Here is an 18809-nt window from a genome sequence, read left to right on the forward strand (position 1 = left end):
GCAGAATTCGCTTTAGGAGATTGTCATGTCTAGCATCGGACACGATGTAGTCGCGGGCCACGAGCACGTGCACGGCGACCATGCCCACGAAACGCCGCACGGCTGGCGCCGTTGGCTGTTCGCAACCAACCATAAGGACATCGGTACGCTGTACCTGATCTTCTCGTTCACCATGTTCCTGTCCGGGGGCGTGATGGCGCTGATGATCCGTGCCGAACTGTTCGAGCCGGGTCTGCAGATCATGCGTCCCGAGTTCTTCAACCAGTTGACCACCATGCACGGGCTGATCATGGTGTTCGGCGCGATCATGCCGGCGTTCGTCGGCTTCGCGAACTGGATGGTGCCGCTGCAGATCGGCGCATCGGACATGGCTTTCGCGCGGATGAACAACTTCAGCTTCTGGCTGCTGCCGGTCGCCGCTGTGCTGCTGGTCGGCTCGTTCTTCGCACCGGGCGGCGCGACCGCCGCGGGCTGGACGCTGTACGCACCGCTGTCCACGCAGATGGGCCCGGGCATGGACTTCGCGATTTTCGCGATCCACCTGATGGGCGCGTCGTCGATCATGGGCGGTATCAACATCGTCGTGACGATCCTGAACATGCGCGCACCCGGCCTCACGCTGATGAAGATGCCGATGTTCGTCTGGACCTGGCTGATCACCGCATACCTGCTGATCGCCGTGATGCCAGTTCTGGCGGGCGCGATCACGATGGTGCTGTTCGACCGTCACTTCGGCACGTCGTTCTTCAATGCGGCAGGCGGCGGCGACCCGGTCATGTACCAGCACATCTTCTGGTTCTTCGGGCACCCCGAGGTGTACATCATGATCTTGCCGGCGTTCGGGATCGTCTCGCAGGTGATCCCAGCGTTCTCGCGCAAGCCGCTGTTCGGCTATAGCTCGATGGTGTACGCAACCGCGTCGATCGCGATCCTGTCGTTCATGGTCTGGGCGCACCACATGTTCGTGACCGGCATGCCGGTCACGGGGCAGCTGTTCTTCATGTACGCGACGATGCTGATCGCGGTGCCGACCGGCGTGAAGGTGTTCAACTGGGTCGCGACGATGTGGCGCGGTTCGCTGTCGTTCGAAACGCCGATGCTGTTCGCGGTGGGCTTCCTGATCGTGTTCACGTTCGGTGGCCTGTCGGGTCTGATGCTCGCCATGGCGCCGCTCGACATCCAATATCACGGTACCTATTTCGTGGTCGCGCACTTCCACTACGTTCTCGTAGCGGGGTCGCTGTTCGCGCTGTTCGCCGGCTGGTACTACTGGTCGCCGAAGTGGACCGGCTGGATGTACAACGAAACGCGCGGCAAGATCCACTTCTGGGCGTCGATGTTCTTCTTCAACCTCGCGTTCCTGCCGATGCACTTCGTCGGTCTCGCGGGCATGCCGCGTCGTTACGCCGATTACCCGGCGCAGTTCACCGACTGGAACCAGGTGATCTCGATCGGCGCATTCGGCTTCGGTCTGTCGCAGGTCTACTTCCTGTTCGCGGTGGCGTTGCCGGCTTACCGTGGGGGTGGTGAGCTCGTCGAGGCGGGCGACAAGCCGTGGGACGGCGCGACGGGCCTCGAGTGGACCGTGCCGAGCCCGGCTCCGTTCCATACGTTCGAGCATCCGCCGACCGTCGAGTAAGCCTATCCCGGCGAGGTGCCGGGTTCCGGCGGCGCGACATGCCGCCACCGGACTCGGGCGCTTCGCGCGGCGGCCTCGCCAGTCAAGAACCGTACTCGGAAAGTCGAGCATGACGCGCAATCCACAGGAAAGACGTACGCCGGAGCAGATTCGCGCGGGCAACAGGCGGATAGGGTTGGTGATGTTCGCGATCGCCGCGGTGTTTTTCGCGAGCGCGATTCTGAAGCAGTGCTGGTTCAGCTAACGCCGCCTTCGCAGTCCGTATGCAGGTTTGTTGAGGATTCAGATGTCGACGCAACCGCCGGCCGAGGCCGACCGCTCTTTCAACCGTTCGATGCTGATCAAGCTATTCGTCGTCGCGTTGATGATGTTCGGTTTCGGTTTCGCGCTGGTGCCGATGTATCGCGCGATCTGCCAGATCACCGGCGTGAACAACCTCGTGCAGCGCGACGTTTCAGCGCGCGAGGCGAAGAATACGCAGGTCGACATGAGCCGCACGATTTCGATCGAATTCGATGCGAACGCGCGGGGCCTGTTGGGTTTCAAGCCGGAGCAGCGCAGTCTCGACGTGCATCCGGGCGAAGTAACGACGGTCATGTACGACGTCAGCAACGAGCAGTCGCGCACGATCCGTGCGCAGGCCATTCCGAGCTACGCGCCGAAGCAGGCGACCGAGTACTTCAGGAAGATCGAGTGTTTCTGCTTCACGCAGCAGACGTTGAACGCGAACGAGACGAAGCGGATGCCGGTGGTGTTCGTCGTCGACCCGAAGTTGCCGAAGGACGTGAAGACGATCACGCTGTCGTACACGTTTTTCGAGTTGAACACGCCGGCGGCAGCTAGCGCGGATGATGCGGCGTCGAAGGCGAATGCAGTGAACGATGCAGTGACCAGCGCGGCAGCCACTCCCGCGAAGCCGGCCTGAAGCAGATTTGACGGCGCGAGCCGCGGACGAACGAAGGAAGACGAAGCGACATGAACGATAACGGCGGCAGTCCGCGCAAGAGCAGTTTCGGTCAATCGATGCGCGCGGTGTTCTGGTCGTTTTTCGGCGTGCGCAAGCGCCGCGATCTCGAGGCGGACGCGACGCAACTGAACCCGCTGCATGTGATCGTGGCGGCGCTGATCGGCGCGGCGGTTCTGATCGGGGTGCTGATTCTGGTCGTGCGCCTCGTGGTCGGTTGAGGCAGTAGCAGGGCACAGCAGCAGAGAAGAGCCCACGAATTAGAGAGAAGCGGTGCGGTATCGACGCGCCGCCGAAGATACAGCCGGAGCTTCCGGAACAACTGGACTGAAGTGGAGAATCAAGAATGAGCGGTCAAAACGAGAGCCCGTACTATTTCGTACCGCATCCGTCGCGGCATCCGATCAGCGCCGCTACGGGGTTGCTGGTCATGCTCGGATCGCTTGCGGCCTGGATCAACGACCATACCTGGGCGCCGCTTGGCGTGCTCATCGGTCTGCTGTGGCTGCTCTTTACGCTGTGGCATTGGTTCGGCGACGCGATCGCCGAGTCGGAAGGCGGCATGTACGGCAAGAACGTCGACCGGTCGTACCGCTGGAGCATGAGCTGGTTCATATTCTCCGAAGTGATGTTCTTCGGCGCATTCTTCGGCGCGCTGTTCTATGCTCGCGAAATCGCGCTGCATCAACTCGGCAGCCTCGACTACAAACTGATCTGGCCGGATTTCACGGCGGTGTGGCCGAACAACGGCCCGGCCGAACTCGTGGGCACCTACAAGTCGATGCAGCCGTGGCCGGTCCCGACCATCAACACGGCGCTGCTGCTGTCGTCGGGTGCGACGCTGACGGTATCGCACCACGCGCTGCGCGACAACCATCGCAAGAAGGCGATTGCGTGGCTCGCGGCGACCCTCGTGCTGGGCGTGAGCTTTCTTTTCCTGCAGGGCTTCGAATACTTCCATGCATACAACGAGCTGAACCTCACGCTGGCTTCGGGCATCTACGGTTCGACGTTCTTCCTGCTGACCGGCTTCCACGGCTTTCACGTGTTCCTCGGCGGCACGATGCTCGCCGTCGTGCTGGTGCGCCTGATCCGCGGCCACTTCACGCCGGAACATCACTTCGCGTTCGAAGGCGCGGCCTGGTACTGGCACTTCGTCGACGTCGTGTGGCTCGGTCTGTACGTCGTCGTGTACTGGCTGTAATGCGGCCAGGTCCGTGCGCACAACGCCGTTCAGGCGGCGCGCACGAGCAGTATGCAAGGCTGAATGCAGCGCCGCCCTCGACCTCTCAGGGCGGCGTTTTGTTTGGCGGCGAGGAAAATTTGCCGCTGAGGGGGATGCGGCGGCGACCTATCCGCGAGCGTCAGCGCCCGTACGGAATCCCCGTCGACTGAATCCAGCCCATCCAGTGTGCGAACAGGATGAACAGGAACAGCGAGATCGACAGGCCCACCCGCGTGGCGAGTGACCAGACCATCCGCTTGGTCTTGCCTTTGTCGTGCATCATGAAATACAGCGCCGACACCATGCTGGCGATGATGAGAGCAAAGGCGATGGGAACGATAATGTGCATGGAACCAACTGAAACCGGAAAGCGCAGTGGCAAGACATTCATTATCGCACCGCGAGCGGGCGTCTGCCGCAGGTTCCCGGCGGCCCTGAGCGCGATGCCGGAGCGCCCGCAATGAAGTTTCGCCTGATTCCCGCGCTGCTGATCCTGCTGGTCGTCGTCGTGACGATGCGGCTCGGTTTCTGGCAGCGCGATCGCGCGCATCAGAAGGAAGCGCTCGAGGCGCGCATCACGCAGTTCGAGAACGCGCCCGTGTTGCCGGTCAGCGCGGCGCCGCTCGCGCTGAAGGACGTCGAGTTTCATCGCGTGAAAGCGCGTGGCAGTTTCGTCACGGACAAGGTCGTGTACCTCGATAATCGTCCGTATAACGATCAGCCGGGCTTTTACGTCGTGATGCCTTTTAAACTCGCCGACGGCGGTTACGTGCTCGTCAATCGCGGCTGGCTGCCGCGCAACCTGAGCAATCGCGAGACCATCGCGCCGTACACGACGCCGCCGGGCGAGGTCGAGATCGAAGGGATTGCGCGTGCCGACGCGTCGCGCGCGTTCGAGCTCGGCGAGGGTGGATCGGCCGCGCATCGCCTGATCCGGCAGAATCTCGATGTCGGCTCGTACGCCGCGGAGACCGGGCTGCCGCTGCAATCGTTCGTGATCCAGCAGACCGGCGATGCCGGCGACGGCCTGGTGCGCGACTGGCCCGCACCGACCACCGGCGTCGAGCGCAACTACGGCTACATGCTGCAGTGGTGGGGCATGGCCGCCGCCGCGCTCGCCTTCGGTCTGTATGCGGCGCGCCGCGCGGGCAAAAAAGAGCACGCGCCGGGCGCGTGAGGAACGCAAGCACGGCTCGCTGCCGTCCAAACATTGAAAGAGGTTCTGTAGTGTCGACTCAAACTCCCCGTTCGCCGGAAGCTGGCAAATCCAGCGGCAAACCCGCCGCGGCCAAAGCGATGCCCGGCCAACCGAACGGCCCGGGCTCGTGGCGGCGCGGCCGCTGGGTGCTGCTGCTGCTCGCGGTGATCTGCGCGGCGCCGATCGCGATCTCGTACTTCATGTACTACGTCGTGAAGCCGACCGGCGGCAGCACGAACTACGGCGCGCTGATCGAGCCGCAACGGCCGATCCCGGACTCGCTCATGGTCACCGGCGCGGACGGCAAGCCGCTGAAGCTCGCCGCGCTGCATGGCCGCTGGCTCATGATCTCGGTGGACAACAGCGCGTGCGACCAAGCCTGCGTGACGAAGCTCTACTTCATGCGACAAATCCGCGCAGCTCAGGGCCCGGAACGCGAGCGCGTCATGGAAGTGTGGCTGCGCACCGATGCAGACAAGGTCGCGGACGTGATACAAACCGCCTACCCCAACACCGACATGCTGATCGCCGATCCGGCGCAGGTCGCCGCGTGGCTGCCCGCCGACACCGCCACGCGGATCACCGACCACATCTACCTGGTCGATCCGAACGGCAATCTGATGATGCGTTTTCCGAAAGACGCGAACCCGAGCAAGATCAAAGGCGACCTGACCAAGCTGCTCAAATGGTCGACCATCGGCTGACGCCGCAACCTGGGTAAATGAGATGTTCGTATTGCAACTGGGCCTGATCGGCTTGTGTATCGGGTTGCTGCCGTTGTCCTACGTGTGGGTCAAGGCCGACGACAACAAGTTCCGCAAGCTGGTCTGGCTCACCACCTTCCTGACGCTCGATCTCGTGATGTTCGGCGGCTTCACGCGCCTCACCGATTCGGGCCTCGGCTGCCCGGATTGGCCCGGCTGCTACGGCACGTCGTCGCCGTTCATCGCGCACGCGGCGATCTCCGCGGCCTATCAGGCGATGCCGAGCGGCCCCGTCAGCATGACGAAGGCGTGGATCGAAATGATCCATCGCTACTTCGCGATGGCGATCGGCGTGCTGATCATCGCGCAGACGATCATTGCCTGGACGGCGCGTATCAAGCGTCGTCCGCTGCATGTGTCGCCGTGGTGGCCGACCTCGCTGCTGCTGCTGATCGTCGTGCAGGGCGTGTTCGGCGCGTGGACCGTGACCATGAAGCTGCAGCCGATCATCGTGACCACGCATCTGCTGCTCGGCCTCGCGCTGCTCGGCACGCTCGGCTGGCTCGCGGCGCGCTTGACGCCGCTGCCCGCCTACGAGCCGGAGGCCGGGCGCTGGCGCGTGGCCGCGCTCGCGGGTCTCGCGCTGCTGGTACTGCAAATCGCGCTCGGTGGCTGGGTCAGCACGAACTACGCGGTGCTCGCATGCACCGACTTCCCGACCTGCAACGGCCAATGGATTCCGCCGATGGACTTCGCGCACGGCTTCCACCTGTGGCGCGCGCTCGGCATGACCGGCGACGGCGACATGATTACGCAGGATGCGCTGGTCGCGATTCACTGGACGCATCGCACGTTAGCGTTCGCCGTGATCGCCTATCTGGTGTGGTTCGCGTTGAAGATGCGCCGCTTCGAGTCACTGCGGCGACCCGCCAACGGCGTGCTGCTGGTGGTGCTGATCCAGTTCGTCACCGGCTTGTCGAACATCGTGCTGCAATGGCCGTTACCGATTGCGGTCGCCCATAACGGCGGGGCCGCGATCCTGCTGCTGCTGCTCGTTATGTTAAACTTTCGGGTCGCTTATAGCCGTCCCGGCCGCGCCGCGCTCCCTGCGCGCGAAGCCGCGCCAGCGTGACTCACATGGACAGCACAACACTCTCCCAAACGCCCGGCAGCCGGGCCTCCCAATATCTCGCACTGACCAAGCCGCGTGTTACGCAGCTTGCGGTGTTCTGCGCGGTCATCGGCATGTTCCTGTCGACGCCGGGCATGGTGCCATGGACCGTACTGATCGGCGGCACGGTCGGCATCTGGCTGCTGGCCGGCGCCGCGTTCGCGATCAACTGCCTCGTCGAGCAGCAGATCGACGCCAAAATGCGCCGCACGTCGTGGCGTCCGTCCGCGCGCGGCGAAATCACCACCCCGCAGATCCTGCTGTTCTCGGCCGTGCTCGGCGGCCTCGGCATGTGGACGCTGTACACGTTCGCCAATGCGCTGACCATGTGGCTCACGCTCGCCACGTTCGTCGGTTATGCGGTCATCTATACGCTGCTGCTGAAGCCAGTCACGCCGCAGAACATCGTGATCGGCGGCGCGTCGGGCGCGATGCCGCCCGCGCTCGGCTGGGCCGCGGTAACGGGCCACGTGCCCGGCGACGCGTGGATCCTCGTGCTGATCATCTTCGTGTGGACACCGCCGCATTTCTGGTCGCTCGCGCTGTATCGCCGCAAGGACTACGAAAACGCCGGCCTGCCGATGCTGCCGAACACGCACGGCGAAAAGTACACGCGCCTGCATATCCTTCTCTACACGGTCATCCTGTTCGCGGTCACGCTGATGCCGTTCATCTCCGGCATGAGCGGCGTCGTGTATCTCGCGTCGGCGGTGCTGCTCGGCGCCGTGTTTCTCGCTTATGCGTGGAAGATCTACCGGGAGTATTCGGACGAGCTCGCGCGCAAAACTTTCCGTTTTTCGATCGTCTATCTGTCGCTGCTGTTCGCCGCTCTGCTGATCGACCACTACTCGCGCGTCGTGATAGGCGCGTAACACCATGCTCAACAATCGCTTTGCGCGCATCGCGCGCGCCGCTGTGATGGCTTGCGCGCTCGGCGCGACGCTCGGCGGCACATTGCTGATGACGGGTTGCGGCAAGCAGCCGCCGGCTTTTACGAATCTCGACATCACCGGCAATACGCAATTCGCCAGCGATTTTTCGTTGCCCGACACGTCCGGCAAGATCCGCACGCTTGCCGACTACAAAGGCAAGGTCGTCGTGCTGTTCTTCGGCTATACGCATTGCCCGGACGTCTGCCCGACGACGATGGCCGAGCTGTCACAGGCGTTACAGCAACTCGGTCCGGAGGACGCGAAGCGCGTGCAGGTGCTGTTCGTCACCGTCGACCCCGAGCGCGATACGCCGAAGTTGCTCGCGCAATACGTGCCGGCGTTCAATCCGAGCTTCGTGGGCTTGCGTCCCGCCAGCGAAGAACAGCTCGCGAAGGTCGCGAAAGACTTCCGCGTGTACTACGCGAAGGTCCCGGGCAAGACACCCGACAGCTACACGATGGACCACACGGCCGCGAGCTATGTGTTCGACACGGACGGCAAGCTGCGTCTGTTCGCGCGCGATGGCCAAGGCGCGACACCATGGGTGCATGACATCAAGCTGCTGCTTGATTGACGCGCATCGCAGGCGGCTTTTTAAAGCGGCGCCGCTCACGCCTCCCCGCATCCATCCCCTCTTCGCAACTCGCACTCAGACCGGAATCGGCAAATTCAGCCCCGGCGCGAGACGCGTCGTCTTGAACTCCGTCACCTCGTAGCGCGCGAGCTGTTGCAGGGCGAACGGATCGCTCGCGAGAATGCGATCCAGCCTGTCGCGCTCGATACGAACCGCGAGGATGATGCCGCCGTCGCGCGGCACTTTCGGCCCGGCCGCGACGAAGATGCCCGCGTCGAACTGCTCCGCGAGAAACGTGCGATGCGCGTCGAGCGCCTCGTCGATACGATCGAGCGGGGCGGTGTAGATCAGGTTGATCACGTACATGGTCGTTCTCAGGGGCGGGTGAGTGGGCCGTGCGCGGCTACGGCTCTGGATTATCGGTCAGCCGCGGGTTTTGCGTTGCGCTAGCCATTGCGCTTGCGCTCCGCATAACCATATGCGGTAAGGGTATTTCCCAACTTGCCGCCCATATGAAACAATTTTGGGCTTGGCCGACGGCGCGCCAGCACGAACCGGAGCGCCGCCCATTTCATCCGACTCCGACATCGATCGGAGCCATCGACTCAAACGTCGAACCGCAACAGCGAGAATCACATGCAGCGCAGAAATATCCTCAAAGCCCTCACCGCAGTCGTCGCCGGGGCGGCGATCCTGACCAGCTTCGGCGCGCACGCCGACGACAAGGTCATCAGGGTCGGCACGATCGGCGGCCCGGACGCGCAGATCTGGGAAGTCGTCACCAGGGTCGCGAAGCGCGAGGGCCTGAACGTGAAGGTCGTCGAGTTCAACGACTACATTCAGCCGAACGCCGCGCTCGACGCGGGCGACCTCGACGCCAACAGCTTCCAGCACCGGCCGTACCTCGATAGCCAGATCAAGCAGCGCGGCTACAAGCTCGTCAACGCGGGCCTCACGTACATCTCGCCGCTCGGCGCGTACTCGAAGAAGCTGAAGTCGTTGAAGGACCTGCCGCAGGGCGCGAAGGTCGCGGTGCCGAACGATCCGTCGAACGAAAATCGCGCACTGCTGTTGCTGCAGGCGCAAGGGCTGATCAAGCTGAAGGCCGGCGCGACCACGAGCGGCAACAACGCGACGCCGCTCGATGTCGTCGACAATCCGAAGAAGATCAGGTTCGTCGAGCTCGACGCCGCGCAATTGCCGCGTTCGCTCGCCGACGTCGACGCCGCCGTCATCAATACGAACTTCGCGCTGGCCGCCGGCCTGCAGCCGACCAGGGACGCGATCGCGCTCGAAGACATCCACAGCCCGTACGCGAACCTGATCGCCGTGCGCGCGAAGGACAAGGATCAGCCATGGGTGAAGAAGCTGGTCGCGGCGTATCAGTCGGAGGACGTGCGCCAGTCCATCAAGACGCAGTTCAAGGGTTCGATGGTGCCGTCGTTCTAAGCGACGCGTTCAGCGCGATCGCAAGCGCAGCCGCATGCGCATCAGGAAAGGCACGCGCCGTACAGGCGCGTGCTTTTTTTATAGCTCCAGCTCCCATCTTTCGATCGTCAGATCCTGGCCGAAGCGGCGCTGCGCCGCGCTGCCGGCCAACTCGAACCCAGCGCGCTCGCAAAGCCGCCGTGGCTCCGCCAATGCGCTCGCGGTGGTCAGCGTGAGCTTCGTGTAGCCCGCGCGCCGCGCGAAGCGCACGCATTCGCTGAGCAATTGCGTGCCGATGCCGAGCTTCCGCACGTCCGGTTCGACCCACAGCAGGCGCACGCCCGCGACCGTCGTCGAGACCCCGACGAGGCAAACCGAGCCGACCACCAGACCCTCCTGTTCGGCGATCCAGCACTTCTCGCGCAGCGGATCGTTGCGCTGCGCGTACTCGGCGACGACGCGCGCGAGCAAGCCCTCGAACGTGTGATCCCAGCCGTACTGCGCGGCGAACCACTGCGCCTGACGATGCACGAGCCAGCCACATTCGCCGGCGCGCGGCTGACGCAGCTCCACGAGCTCGTGCTTCGGCTTGTCGCTGAGCAGGCGCTCGATCAGCTTCATCGCGCCGATCAGCTGCTCCTGCGATAGCGCGCTGAGTCTGTCGAGCAGGCCGAGTGCTTCATGGATGGCGGCGGCGTCGAGCGGCGCGTAGATCGCGTGGCCGTGCTCGGTGAGCGCGATCAGCGACTGGCGTGCGTCGGTGTCGGACGGACGGCGGGTGATCAGCTCGCGTCGCTCGAAACTGGTCAGCAGGCGGCTCAGATAGCCGCTATCGAGCCCGAGCGCGCGCCCGAGCACCGACGCGGTCTGCGCGCGGGCGCGCGATAGCTCGTGCAGCACGCGCACTTCCGTCAGCGAGAACTCGCTTCGAGCCAGATGCTCGTGCAGGGCACCGATGCATTGGGTATAGAAGCGATTGAAATGGCGGACGGCCTGAGCGCGCCGCAGCGCCTCGGAATCTGTCAAGGGCGGCTCCCCGGGACTTTTTATGGTCGGTACAGCGCACTATATCGGCACGACCCTTATTTACAAAGCCACTCCACCGCGGCGAGACACCAACTGGTATTAAATAGGTATTGATTATTTGGGCTGTTGATACCACCAGGAGCCGATAACGACTCGCTGGTATCGTCAAATGCGTGCGATGCGGGAAAGTCCCTGGTCTGCAAATCCCTCCGACGGAGCCCTTGAATCCCGCTGTGATCCCCGTTCAGCAAGGCTTTCCGGCGATCCGGGCCGGCATGGAATCAGTCCATTGACTGGTATTATGTTGGTTATATAATGGGCTCTCAATTTTCCGGGCTGTACTGCTCACGGCGTCCTTGGAGCCCCATGGAAACTCGCTGGTCCGCATTGATGCCTGACGTGCGCAACGTCACGCCGCTCTACCTGCAGCTCGCGCGCAACCTGGCGACGGCGATCCATTGCGGCGTCTGGTCGGCCGGCGAGGCGCTGCCTTCCGAGCGTACGCTGTCCGACGCGATCGGCGTGTCGCGCGTCACCGCGCGCAAGGCGATCGAACTGCTGGTCGAGCAGGGGCTGATCCGGCGCTCGCGCGGCGCGGGCAGCTTCATCACGCCGCGCGTCGAAGATCCGCTGTCGCGTCTCACCGGCTTCACGAAGAAGATGCAGCAGCGCGGTTTCCGGCCCGATTCGGTCTGGCTCGAACGCGACGTGCGCGCCGCCAATCGCGACGAGCTGCTGCGCCTCGGCTTGTCACCCGGCGCGGCCGTCACGAGCCTGCGGCGGCTGCGGCGCGCGGACGGCATCGTGATGGCGGTCGAACATTCGGCGCTGCCGGTCGCGATCGTGCCTGATCCGCTCGTGATCGGCGACTCGCTGTATAGCTATCTCGAGCAGCGCGGCGCGGCGGTCGTGCGCGCGTTGCAGCACTTCCGCGCGGTCAACGCGTCGAGCGAAATCGCCGCGCTGATGGACATCGAACCGCGCACCGCGCTGCTGGTCATCACCCGGATCGGCTACTGCGCGGATCAACGCGCGATCGAGCTGACCGACACCTATTGCCGCGACGACTACTACGACTTCGTCGCTGAATTGCGCACCTGAGCTGCGCGGCCCTCGCAGGCCGCAAGTCCGGCGGACGCCATTTGCCGCATACGTATCACGCACCAGAGAGACTCATGCTGACCGGAAACATACTCACCACCGAAGGGTGGATCCACGGCACGCTCGAATACGAAAACGGCCGCATCACGACGCTGTCCGGCGAGCGCGTCGATCCGTCGACGAACGACGCACCGTACATCCTGCCCGGCTTCATCGATCTGCACGTGCATGGCGGCGGCGGCGCCGACGTGATGGAAGCTGGCGACGCGATCGAAACGATCACCCGCACGCATGCGCGCTACGGCACCACGAGCCTGCTCGCAACGACCATGACCGCGCCGCGCGACGAGCTGATGAACGTCGTCGCCGGGCTCGGCAACGTCACGCGGGTGCGCACGCCGGGTTGCGCGCGCGTGCTCGGCGTGCATCTGGAAGGACCGTACATCAACCCCGGCAAGCTCGGCGCGCAGCCCGACGCGGCGGTATCGGCGGTGTTGGACGAGGTGCTCAGGTATCTGTCGACCGCGCCGATCCGCGTCGTCACGCTGGCGCCCGAGATCGCCGGCCACATGGAGATCATCTCCGAGATGGCGGCGCGCGGCGTACGCGTGCAGCTCGGCCATTCGCTCGGCACCTACGACGACGCGGTCGCCGCGCTCAAGCACGGCGCGTGCGGCTTCACGCATCTGTTCAACGCGATGTCGCCGCTGCATCACCGCAACCCTGGCCTCGTCGGCGCTGCGCTTGCGCACGCCGAATACGCCGAAATCATTCCCGACCTGCTGCACGTGCATCCGGGGGCGATCCGCACCGCGCTGCGCGCGATTCCGCGCCTGTATGTGGTGACGGACAGCACGTCGGCTACCGGCATGCCCGACGGCGAATACCGCCTCGGCAGCCAGCACGTAACCAAGTGCCTCGGCGGCGTACGTCTGGCCGACGGCACGCTCGCGGGCAGCACGCTGACGATGGATCAGGCGCTGCGCAATCTCGTCTCGATCGGCCTGCCGATCGCCGATGTATCCCACCGTTTGTCACGCTACGCCGCCGACTATCTCGGCATCGAGGACCGCGGCCGCATCGCGCGCGGTGCGTGGGCCGACGTGGTCGTATTCGACCGCGAGCTGGCGCTGAGCGCGACCTACGTCGAAGGAGAAGCCATTGTCGAATATGCTTAAGGAAGCGCTCGCGTCCGCCGCAACAGTAGCCGGGCAGCTCAAGGACACCTCGCGCGTCGCGGCGCTCGCCGCGAAGCTCGCGCAGCAGCCGCGCCATGTCGCGCTGACCGTCGCGCGCGGCAGCTCGGACCATGCCGCCAGCTACTTTGCATCCCTGACGATGAGCCGCCTCGGCGTGCCGGTCGCGTCGCTGCCGATGTCGGTCGCGACGCTGCAGCAGGCGCCGCTGCAGGTGCGCGACCAGCTTGCGCTCGCGTTTTCGCAATCGGGCAAGAGCCCCGACCTCGTCGGCACGATGAACGCGTTGCGCGCGGCCGGCGCATTGACGGTCGCCGCCGTGAACGCACCGAGCTCGCCGCTCGCCGACGCGTGCGAATGGAATCTGCCGCTCGTAGCCGGTCCCGAGCTGAGCGTCGCGGCGACCAAGAGCTATATCGCCATGCTGTCGATCTCCGCGCAGCTGGTTGCGCATTGGCAGAACGACGCCGAGTTGCTCGATGGACTGAATACGCTGCCCGACGCGCTGGAACGCGCGGGCCGGCTCGACTGGTCGATGGCCGTGAACGAGTTGCGCGGTATCGAACGGATGATCGTGATTGGCCGCGGTCTTGGCCTCGCGATCGCGCAGGAAGCCGCGCTGAAGCTGAAGGAAACTTCCGGCATCCAGGCCGAAGCGTTTTCGAGCGCGGAAGTGCGTCATGGTCCGATGGAGCTGATCGACCGCGACTATCCGCTGCTCGTGTTCGCGCCGCGTGGCCCGGAGCAGGCGGGTCTGCTGCAACTCGCGCACGACATGAGCGCGCGCGGCGCGCGCGTGCTGCTCGCGGCGCCCGATGACGTCGCGCAAGCCTCGCTGCCGCTCGTCGCCACCGCACACGCGGCGCTCGATCCGATCGCCGCCATCCTGTCCTTTTACGTGATGGCCGCGGATCTTGCCGCCGCGCGCGGGCGCAATCCCGACGCGCCTCGCCATCTCAACAAAGTCACCGAAACTCACTGACGAGAATGACGATGCGACGTGTCGAGAAGTCCAACCTGATGAGCCATTCCGAGAATCACATTGTTTTGCTTGCACCGCTGACCGGCCCGGTCGTGCCGCTCGCGAAGGTGCCGGACCCGGTGTTTTCGGGCGGCATGTTCGGCGACGGCATCGGCGTCGATCCGCTCGAGGGTCGGCTCGTCGCGCCATGCGACGGCGTCGTCACGCATCTCGCGCGCACCGGCCACGCGATAACGCTCGAGAGCGCCGAGGGCGCGCAGATTCTGCTGCATATCGGTATCGACACCGTCGGGCTGAACGGCAAGGGTTTTGCGCCGATGGTCGAGCAGGGCGCGCAGGTGCGCGCCGGTGACGTGCTGATCGAGTTCGATCTGGACCAGATCGCGCGGAATGCGCCGAGCCTCGTCTCGGTGATCGCGATTGCGAATTCGGATGCGTTCGAGGTCATCGAGCGGGCGCCGAACGGGCATGTCAAGGTCGGCGAAACGACGCTGCTGGTGCTGCGCGCGCGCGAGGGCGTCAGCCACGACGCGGTGCGCGAGGCGAGCGCCGCGCACGTGATGGACGAAGCGCGCCGGCAGATCACGCTGACGCACGCGGGCGGCCTGCATGCGCGGCCCGCGGCGCGGGCGCGCGAAGCGGCGCGCGGCTTCGACGCACGGGTCGAGGTGCGCTACGACGGGCGCAAGGCGCCGATCGAAAGCGTGGTGGGTCTGCTGGGACTCGGTGCCGGCGAAGGCGCAAGCGTCGAACTGCTCGGCGTCGGTCCGCACGCGCAGGCGGCGGTCGATGCAATCGCTGGCGAACTGACGCGCGAAGCGCACGGCGAGGTCGAACCGAAGCGCGAACAGAAAGCGGCGCGGCCAGCGGCCGCACCGGCGGCAGTCGTTGCGGCGCCCGCCGCGGGCGGGCCGCTCGCGGCGAACACGCTCGCGGGCGTGTGCGCCGCGCCGGGCATCGCGCTCGGCAAGCTGGTGCGCTGGGACGACGCGGATCTCGAGCCGCCGGAGCAGGCGAGCGGCACGTCGGCGGCGGAAAGCCGTCTGCTCGACAAGGCGATCGCGACCGTCGATGCCGATCTCGACACGATCGTGCGCGATGCGTCGCAACGCGGCTCGGTCGGCGAGGCGGGGATTTTCGCGGTGCATCGCGTGCTGCTCGAAGATCCGACACTGCTCGACGCCGCGCGCGATCTGATCAGCCTCGGCAAGAGCGCCGGTTTTGCGTGGCGCGAAGCGATCCGCGCGCAAGTAGGCATCCTGAGTAATGTGGAGGACGCACTGCTCGCCGAGCGGGCCGCCGATCTGCGCGACATCGAAAAGCGCGTGCAGCGCGCGCTCGGCTACACGAGCAGCGCGGCTCGCACGCTGCCGGACGAGGCGGTGCTCGCGGCCGACGAATTCACGCCGTCGGATCTGTCGTCGCTCGATCGCACGCGCGTGACCGCGCTCGTGATGGCCCGCGGCGGCGCGACCTCGCACGCGGCGATTCTCGCGCGTCAGGCGGGCATTCCGGCGCTGGTCGCGCTCGGCGACGCGTTGCATGCGATACCCGAGGGCACTCAGGTGGTGGTGAACGCGAGCACCGGCCGGCTCGAATTCGCGCCGACCGAACTCGACGTCGAACGTGCGCGACGCGAACGCAGCCGCCTCGCCGACGTGCGCGAAGCGAATCGCCGCACGTCGCAGCAGGCAGCGGCGACCTCCGATGGCCGCGCGATCGAAGTGGCCGCCAACATCGCCACACTCGACGACGCGAACGCCGCGGTCGACAACGGCGCGGACGCGGTCGGCCTGCTGCGCACCGAGCTGCTGTTCATCCACCGCCCGGCCGCGCCGAGCGCGGACGAGCATCGCCACAGCTATCAGGCGATCGTCGATTCGTTGCGCGGCCGCACCGCGATCATCCGCACGCTCGACGTCGGCGCGGACAAGGAAGTCGATTATCTGACGCTGCCGCCCGAGCCGAACCCCGCGCTCGGCCTGCGCGGCGTGCGCCTCGCGCAGGTACGCCCCGATCTGCTTGACGACCAGTTGCGTGGCCTGCTCGCGGTGCGTCCGGTCGGCGCCGTGCGCATCCTGCTGCCGATGGTCACCGATGCGGGCGAACTGATCCGCATCCGCAAGCGTATCGACGAGCTTGCACGCGAAGCGGGTAGAACGGAGCCGGTCGAAGTTGGCGTGATGATCGAAGTGCCGTCGGCTGCATTGCTCGCCGATCAGCTCGCGCAGCACGCCGATTTCCTGTCGATCGGCACCAACGACCTGACCCAATACACGCTCGCGATGGACCGCTGCCAGCCCGATCTCGCGACGCAGGCGGACGGCCTGCATCCGGCGGTGCTGCGCCTGATCGCGGCGACCGTCGAAGGTGCCGCGAAGCACGGCAAATGGGTCGGCGTGTGCGGCGCGCTCGCCGGCGACCCGCTCGCGATGCCGCTGCTGGTGGGCCTCGGTGTGACCGAGCTGTCGGTCGATCCGGTCTCCGTGCCGGGCATCAAGGCACGCGTGCGCACGCTCGACTATCAGCTGTGTCGCCAGCGCGCCCGCGATGCGCTAGCGCTCGACTCGGCGCAGGCGGTCAGAGCCGCAAGCCGCGCCACGTGGCCCCTCGATTGAAACACCAACGAATTTGAGAACCCGCACGCCGTGCGCCCGGCAGCACGTCTGCCTTCACGCGCGGCGCGATTCTCCGTATAGCTGCACCACTCAACCAAGACGTACCCCTACGAGACAAAATTGGAGATACCGATGGATGGAAATCCGTTTCTGAAGATTCAGCGGCTGGGACGCGCGCTGATGCTGCCGATCGCGGTGCTACCGGTGGCCGGCCTGTTGCTGCGGCTCGGCCAGCCCGACGTGTTCAACATCAAGATGATCGCCGATGCGGGCGGCGCGATCTTCGACAACCTGCCGCTCCTGTTCGCGATCGGCGTGGCGGTCGGCTTCGCGAAAGACAACAACGGCGTCGCGGGTCTGGCTGGCGCGATCGGCTATCTGGTGCAGATCGCGGTGATGAAGGACATCAACGACAAGCTCAACATGGGCGTGCTGTCCGGGATCATCGCGGGGGTCGTCGCGGGGCTGCTGTACAACCGCTACAAGGACATCAAGCTGCCCGACTACCTGGCGTTCTTCGGCGGCAAACGCTTCGTGCCGATCGTGACAGGGGTGGTGTGCGTGGGGCTAGGTATCGTATTCGGGCATGTGTGGGAGCCGGTGCAGAACGCGATCGACGTGGCCGGCCACTGGCTCACGACCGCCGGCGCGCTCGGCGCCTTCGTGTTCGGCGTGCTGAACCGGCTGCTGCTCGTCACGGGCCTGCATCACATCCTCAACTCGCTGACGTGGTTCGTGTTCGGCACCTTCACGCCGGCGGGCGGTGCGCCCGTCACGGGCGACCTGCACCGCTTCTTCGCTGGCGATCCGACCGCGGGCACCTTCATGACCGGCTTCTTCCCGGTGATGATGTTCGGCCTGCCGGCCGCGTGTCTCGCGATGTATCACGAGGCGCCGAAAGAGCGTCGCGCGATGGTGTTCGGCCTGCTGTTCTCGATGGCGCTCACGTCGTTCCTGACCGGTGTGACCGAGCCGATCGAGTTCAGCTTCATGTTCCTCGCGCCGGTGCTGTATGCGATCCACGCGCTTCTGACGGGTCTGTCGCTCGCGATCTGCTCGGCGCTCGGGATTCACCTCGGCTTCACGTTCTCGGCGGGCTTCATCGACTACGTGCTGAACTTCGGTCTGTCGACGAAGGGCTGGTGGGCGATTCCGCTCGGCATCGTGTACTCGGTCGTGTACTACGGTCTGTTCCGCTTCTTCATCCGTAAGTTCAACATGGCGACGCCGGGCCGTGAGCCCGCCGCTGCCGACGAGCAGGTCGAGTCGTTCGCGGCGGGCGGTTTCGTCGCGCCGGCGGCTGGTGCGGCCGTGCCGCGTGCGCAGCGCTATATCGCGGCGCTCGGTGGCGCGGCGAATCTGTCGGTCGTGGATGCGTGCACGACGCGTCTGCGTCTGTCTGTCGTCGATACGGACAAGGTCTCGGAAAGCGAACTGAAGTCGATCGGTGCGCGCGGTGTGCTCAAGCGCGGCACGAACAACGTGCAGGTGATCATCGGACCGGAGGCGGACATCATCGCCGATGAGATGCGTACGGCGATTGCGCAGGGTCAGGGCGACGCGGTGAAGGTGGCGGGTGTTGCTGTATCGGCGCCGGCTGCTGCCGCAGCGGCTACCGCTGCCGCGCCGGTCGCGCGAAACGCTGGGCACGCCGGTGACGCGCAAGGCGGTCCGCTCGATCCCGATCCGCTGCGCTGGCTCGCCGTGCTCGGCGGCGCGGGCAACGTGGTGTCGCTCGATGCGGTCGCGGCGACGCGTCTGCGGGTAGTCGTGCGCAATCCGTCGGCGGTCGATCGTCAGCGCCTCGCGACGCTCGATACCGCGTGGGTGTCGACCGACACGTTCCATATCGTCGTCGGCGAGGCCGCGCAGCGCTATGCGCAGAAGCTGGCCGAGCGCCTGTCGTCGCAAGGCGGCGGCGCGGGCGCGGCGCCGGTGCCGGCGTGATCGGTTGATGGCTGTCCAGCGCTGTTGAGTTGCACGGCGATCGCAGCACGCCAATAAAAAGCGGCACCTGGTCCCAAGGTGCCGCTTTCGCGTTGACGACCAGA

19 protein-coding genes are annotated in these 18809 nt (G+C 65.5%); 16 read left to right on the plus strand and 3 right to left on the minus strand.

Features of this window, described 5'->3' with window-relative positions; translation table 11 throughout:
• Positions 1 to 25 precede the first annotated feature (25 nt).
• The 5 genes from ctaD (at position 26) to HDG33_RS12335 (ending at position 3807) form a co-directional block, all read left to right on the plus strand.
• Complete coding sequence (gene ctaD, locus HDG33_RS12320; RefSeq protein WP_184026602.1) at positions 26 to 1639, plus strand: cytochrome c oxidase subunit I; 1614 nt, start codon at positions 26 to 28, stop codon at positions 1637 to 1639.
• 109 nt (positions 1640 to 1748) lie between these two features.
• The gene (locus HDG33_RS36945; protein WP_018419308.1) at positions 1749 to 1883 is read left to right on the plus strand and encodes a cytochrome oxidase small assembly protein; all 135 of its coding nucleotides are present in this window, start codon (positions 1749 to 1751) and stop codon (positions 1881 to 1883) included.
• A 42-nt stretch (positions 1884 to 1925) separates the two neighbouring features.
• A complete protein-coding gene (locus HDG33_RS12325; RefSeq protein ID WP_184026605.1) occupies positions 1926 to 2564 on the plus strand; it encodes a cytochrome c oxidase assembly protein in 639 nt (212 codons plus the stop codon).
• A gap of 50 nt (positions 2565 to 2614) precedes the next feature.
• Entirely contained in the window at positions 2615 to 2824 is a 210-nt protein-coding gene (locus HDG33_RS12330) for a DUF2970 domain-containing protein (protein WP_018419310.1), read from the plus strand.
• 125 nt (positions 2825 to 2949) lie between these two features.
• Complete coding sequence (locus HDG33_RS12335) at positions 2950 to 3807, plus strand: cytochrome c oxidase subunit 3 (RefSeq protein ID WP_184026608.1); 858 nt, start codon at positions 2950 to 2952, stop codon at positions 3805 to 3807.
• 160 nt (positions 3808 to 3967) lie between these two features.
• Here HDG33_RS12335 and HDG33_RS12340 read toward each other — a convergent pair whose 3' ends face one another.
• Positions 3968 to 4177: a twin transmembrane helix small protein gene (locus HDG33_RS12340; protein WP_008921867.1), complete on the minus strand. Its 210-nt coding sequence runs from the start codon at positions 4175 to 4177 to the stop codon at positions 3968 to 3970.
• 111 nt (positions 4178 to 4288) lie between these two features.
• Between HDG33_RS12340 and HDG33_RS12345 the strand changes: the two genes are divergently transcribed.
• From HDG33_RS12345 to HDG33_RS12365, 5 genes are read left to right on the plus strand one after another with little or no spacing between them, the layout of a single operon-like run.
• Complete coding sequence (locus tag HDG33_RS12345; RefSeq protein WP_184026611.1) at positions 4289 to 5005, plus strand: SURF1 family protein; 717 nt, start codon at positions 4289 to 4291, stop codon at positions 5003 to 5005.
• A 50-nt stretch (positions 5006 to 5055) separates the two neighbouring features.
• Positions 5056 to 5730 (plus strand): cytochrome C oxidase subunit I, encoded by a 675-nt coding sequence (locus HDG33_RS12350; RefSeq protein WP_184026614.1) that lies wholly within the window; start codon positions 5056 to 5058, stop codon positions 5728 to 5730.
• Between the two features lie 22 nt (positions 5731 to 5752).
• Complete coding sequence (locus tag HDG33_RS12355; protein WP_184026616.1) at positions 5753 to 6862, plus strand: heme A synthase; 1110 nt, start codon at positions 5753 to 5755, stop codon at positions 6860 to 6862.
• Between the two features lie 5 nt (positions 6863 to 6867).
• Positions 6868 to 7773 carry a heme o synthase gene (cyoE, locus tag HDG33_RS12360; protein ID WP_184026622.1) on the plus strand — a complete coding sequence of 302 codons (906 nt, stop codon included), beginning with the start codon at positions 6868 to 6870 and terminating at the stop codon, positions 7771 to 7773.
• 4 nt (positions 7774 to 7777) lie between these two features.
• Positions 7778 to 8407 (plus strand): SCO family protein, encoded by a 630-nt coding sequence (locus tag HDG33_RS12365; RefSeq protein WP_184026650.1) that lies wholly within the window; start codon positions 7778 to 7780, stop codon positions 8405 to 8407.
• Positions 8408 to 8482: 75 nt separating this feature from the next.
• On the opposite strand, the gene HDG33_RS12370 is transcribed toward HDG33_RS12365, so the two are convergent.
• A complete protein-coding gene (locus tag HDG33_RS12370) occupies positions 8483 to 8773 on the minus strand; it encodes a YciI family protein (RefSeq protein WP_184026653.1) in 291 nt (96 codons plus the stop codon).
• 270 nt (positions 8774 to 9043) lie between these two features.
• Here HDG33_RS12370 and HDG33_RS12375 point away from each other — a divergent pair, with 270 nt between their 5' ends.
• A complete protein-coding gene (locus HDG33_RS12375; protein ID WP_184026664.1) occupies positions 9044 to 9856 on the plus strand; it encodes a MetQ/NlpA family ABC transporter substrate-binding protein in 813 nt (270 codons plus the stop codon).
• A 78-nt stretch (positions 9857 to 9934) separates the two neighbouring features.
• Here the strand turns inward: HDG33_RS12375 and HDG33_RS12380 are convergent, their stop codons facing one another.
• Complete coding sequence (locus HDG33_RS12380) at positions 9935 to 10861, minus strand: bifunctional helix-turn-helix transcriptional regulator/GNAT family N-acetyltransferase (protein ID WP_184026678.1); 927 nt, start codon at positions 10859 to 10861, stop codon at positions 9935 to 9937.
• A gap of 366 nt (positions 10862 to 11227) precedes the next feature.
• On the opposite strand from HDG33_RS12380, the gene HDG33_RS12385 reads away from it, so the two are divergent.
• The 5 genes from HDG33_RS12385 (at position 11228) to nagE (ending at position 18705) form a co-directional block, all read left to right on the plus strand.
• On the plus strand, positions 11228 to 11962 hold the full coding sequence (locus tag HDG33_RS12385) for a GntR family transcriptional regulator (protein ID WP_090802906.1): 735 nt from the start codon (positions 11228 to 11230) through the stop codon (positions 11960 to 11962).
• Between the two features lie 74 nt (positions 11963 to 12036).
• Entirely contained in the window at positions 12037 to 13140 is a 1104-nt protein-coding gene (gene nagA / locus HDG33_RS12390; protein WP_184026709.1) for an N-acetylglucosamine-6-phosphate deacetylase, read from the plus strand.
• On the plus strand, positions 13124 to 14140 hold the full coding sequence (locus tag HDG33_RS12395; RefSeq protein ID WP_184026722.1) for an SIS domain-containing protein: 1017 nt from the start codon (positions 13124 to 13126) through the stop codon (positions 14138 to 14140). Before nagA ends, HDG33_RS12395 begins: the two co-directional genes overlap by 17 nt.
• Positions 14141 to 14151: 11 nt before the next feature.
• Entirely contained in the window at positions 14152 to 16758 is a 2607-nt protein-coding gene (gene ptsP, locus HDG33_RS12400; RefSeq protein ID WP_184026746.1) for a phosphoenolpyruvate--protein phosphotransferase, read from the plus strand.
• Positions 16759 to 16890: 132 nt separating this feature from the next.
• Positions 16891 to 18705 (plus strand): N-acetylglucosamine-specific PTS transporter subunit IIBC, encoded by a 1815-nt coding sequence (gene nagE / locus HDG33_RS12405; RefSeq protein WP_184026763.1) that lies wholly within the window; start codon positions 16891 to 16893, stop codon positions 18703 to 18705.
• The last annotated feature ends 104 nt before the right edge of the window (positions 18706 to 18809 follow it).

This window comes from Paraburkholderia sp. Cpub6, assembly GCF_014201065.1.
GTDB classification, from domain to species: domain Bacteria; phylum Pseudomonadota; class Gammaproteobacteria; order Burkholderiales; family Burkholderiaceae; genus Paraburkholderia; species Paraburkholderia tuberum.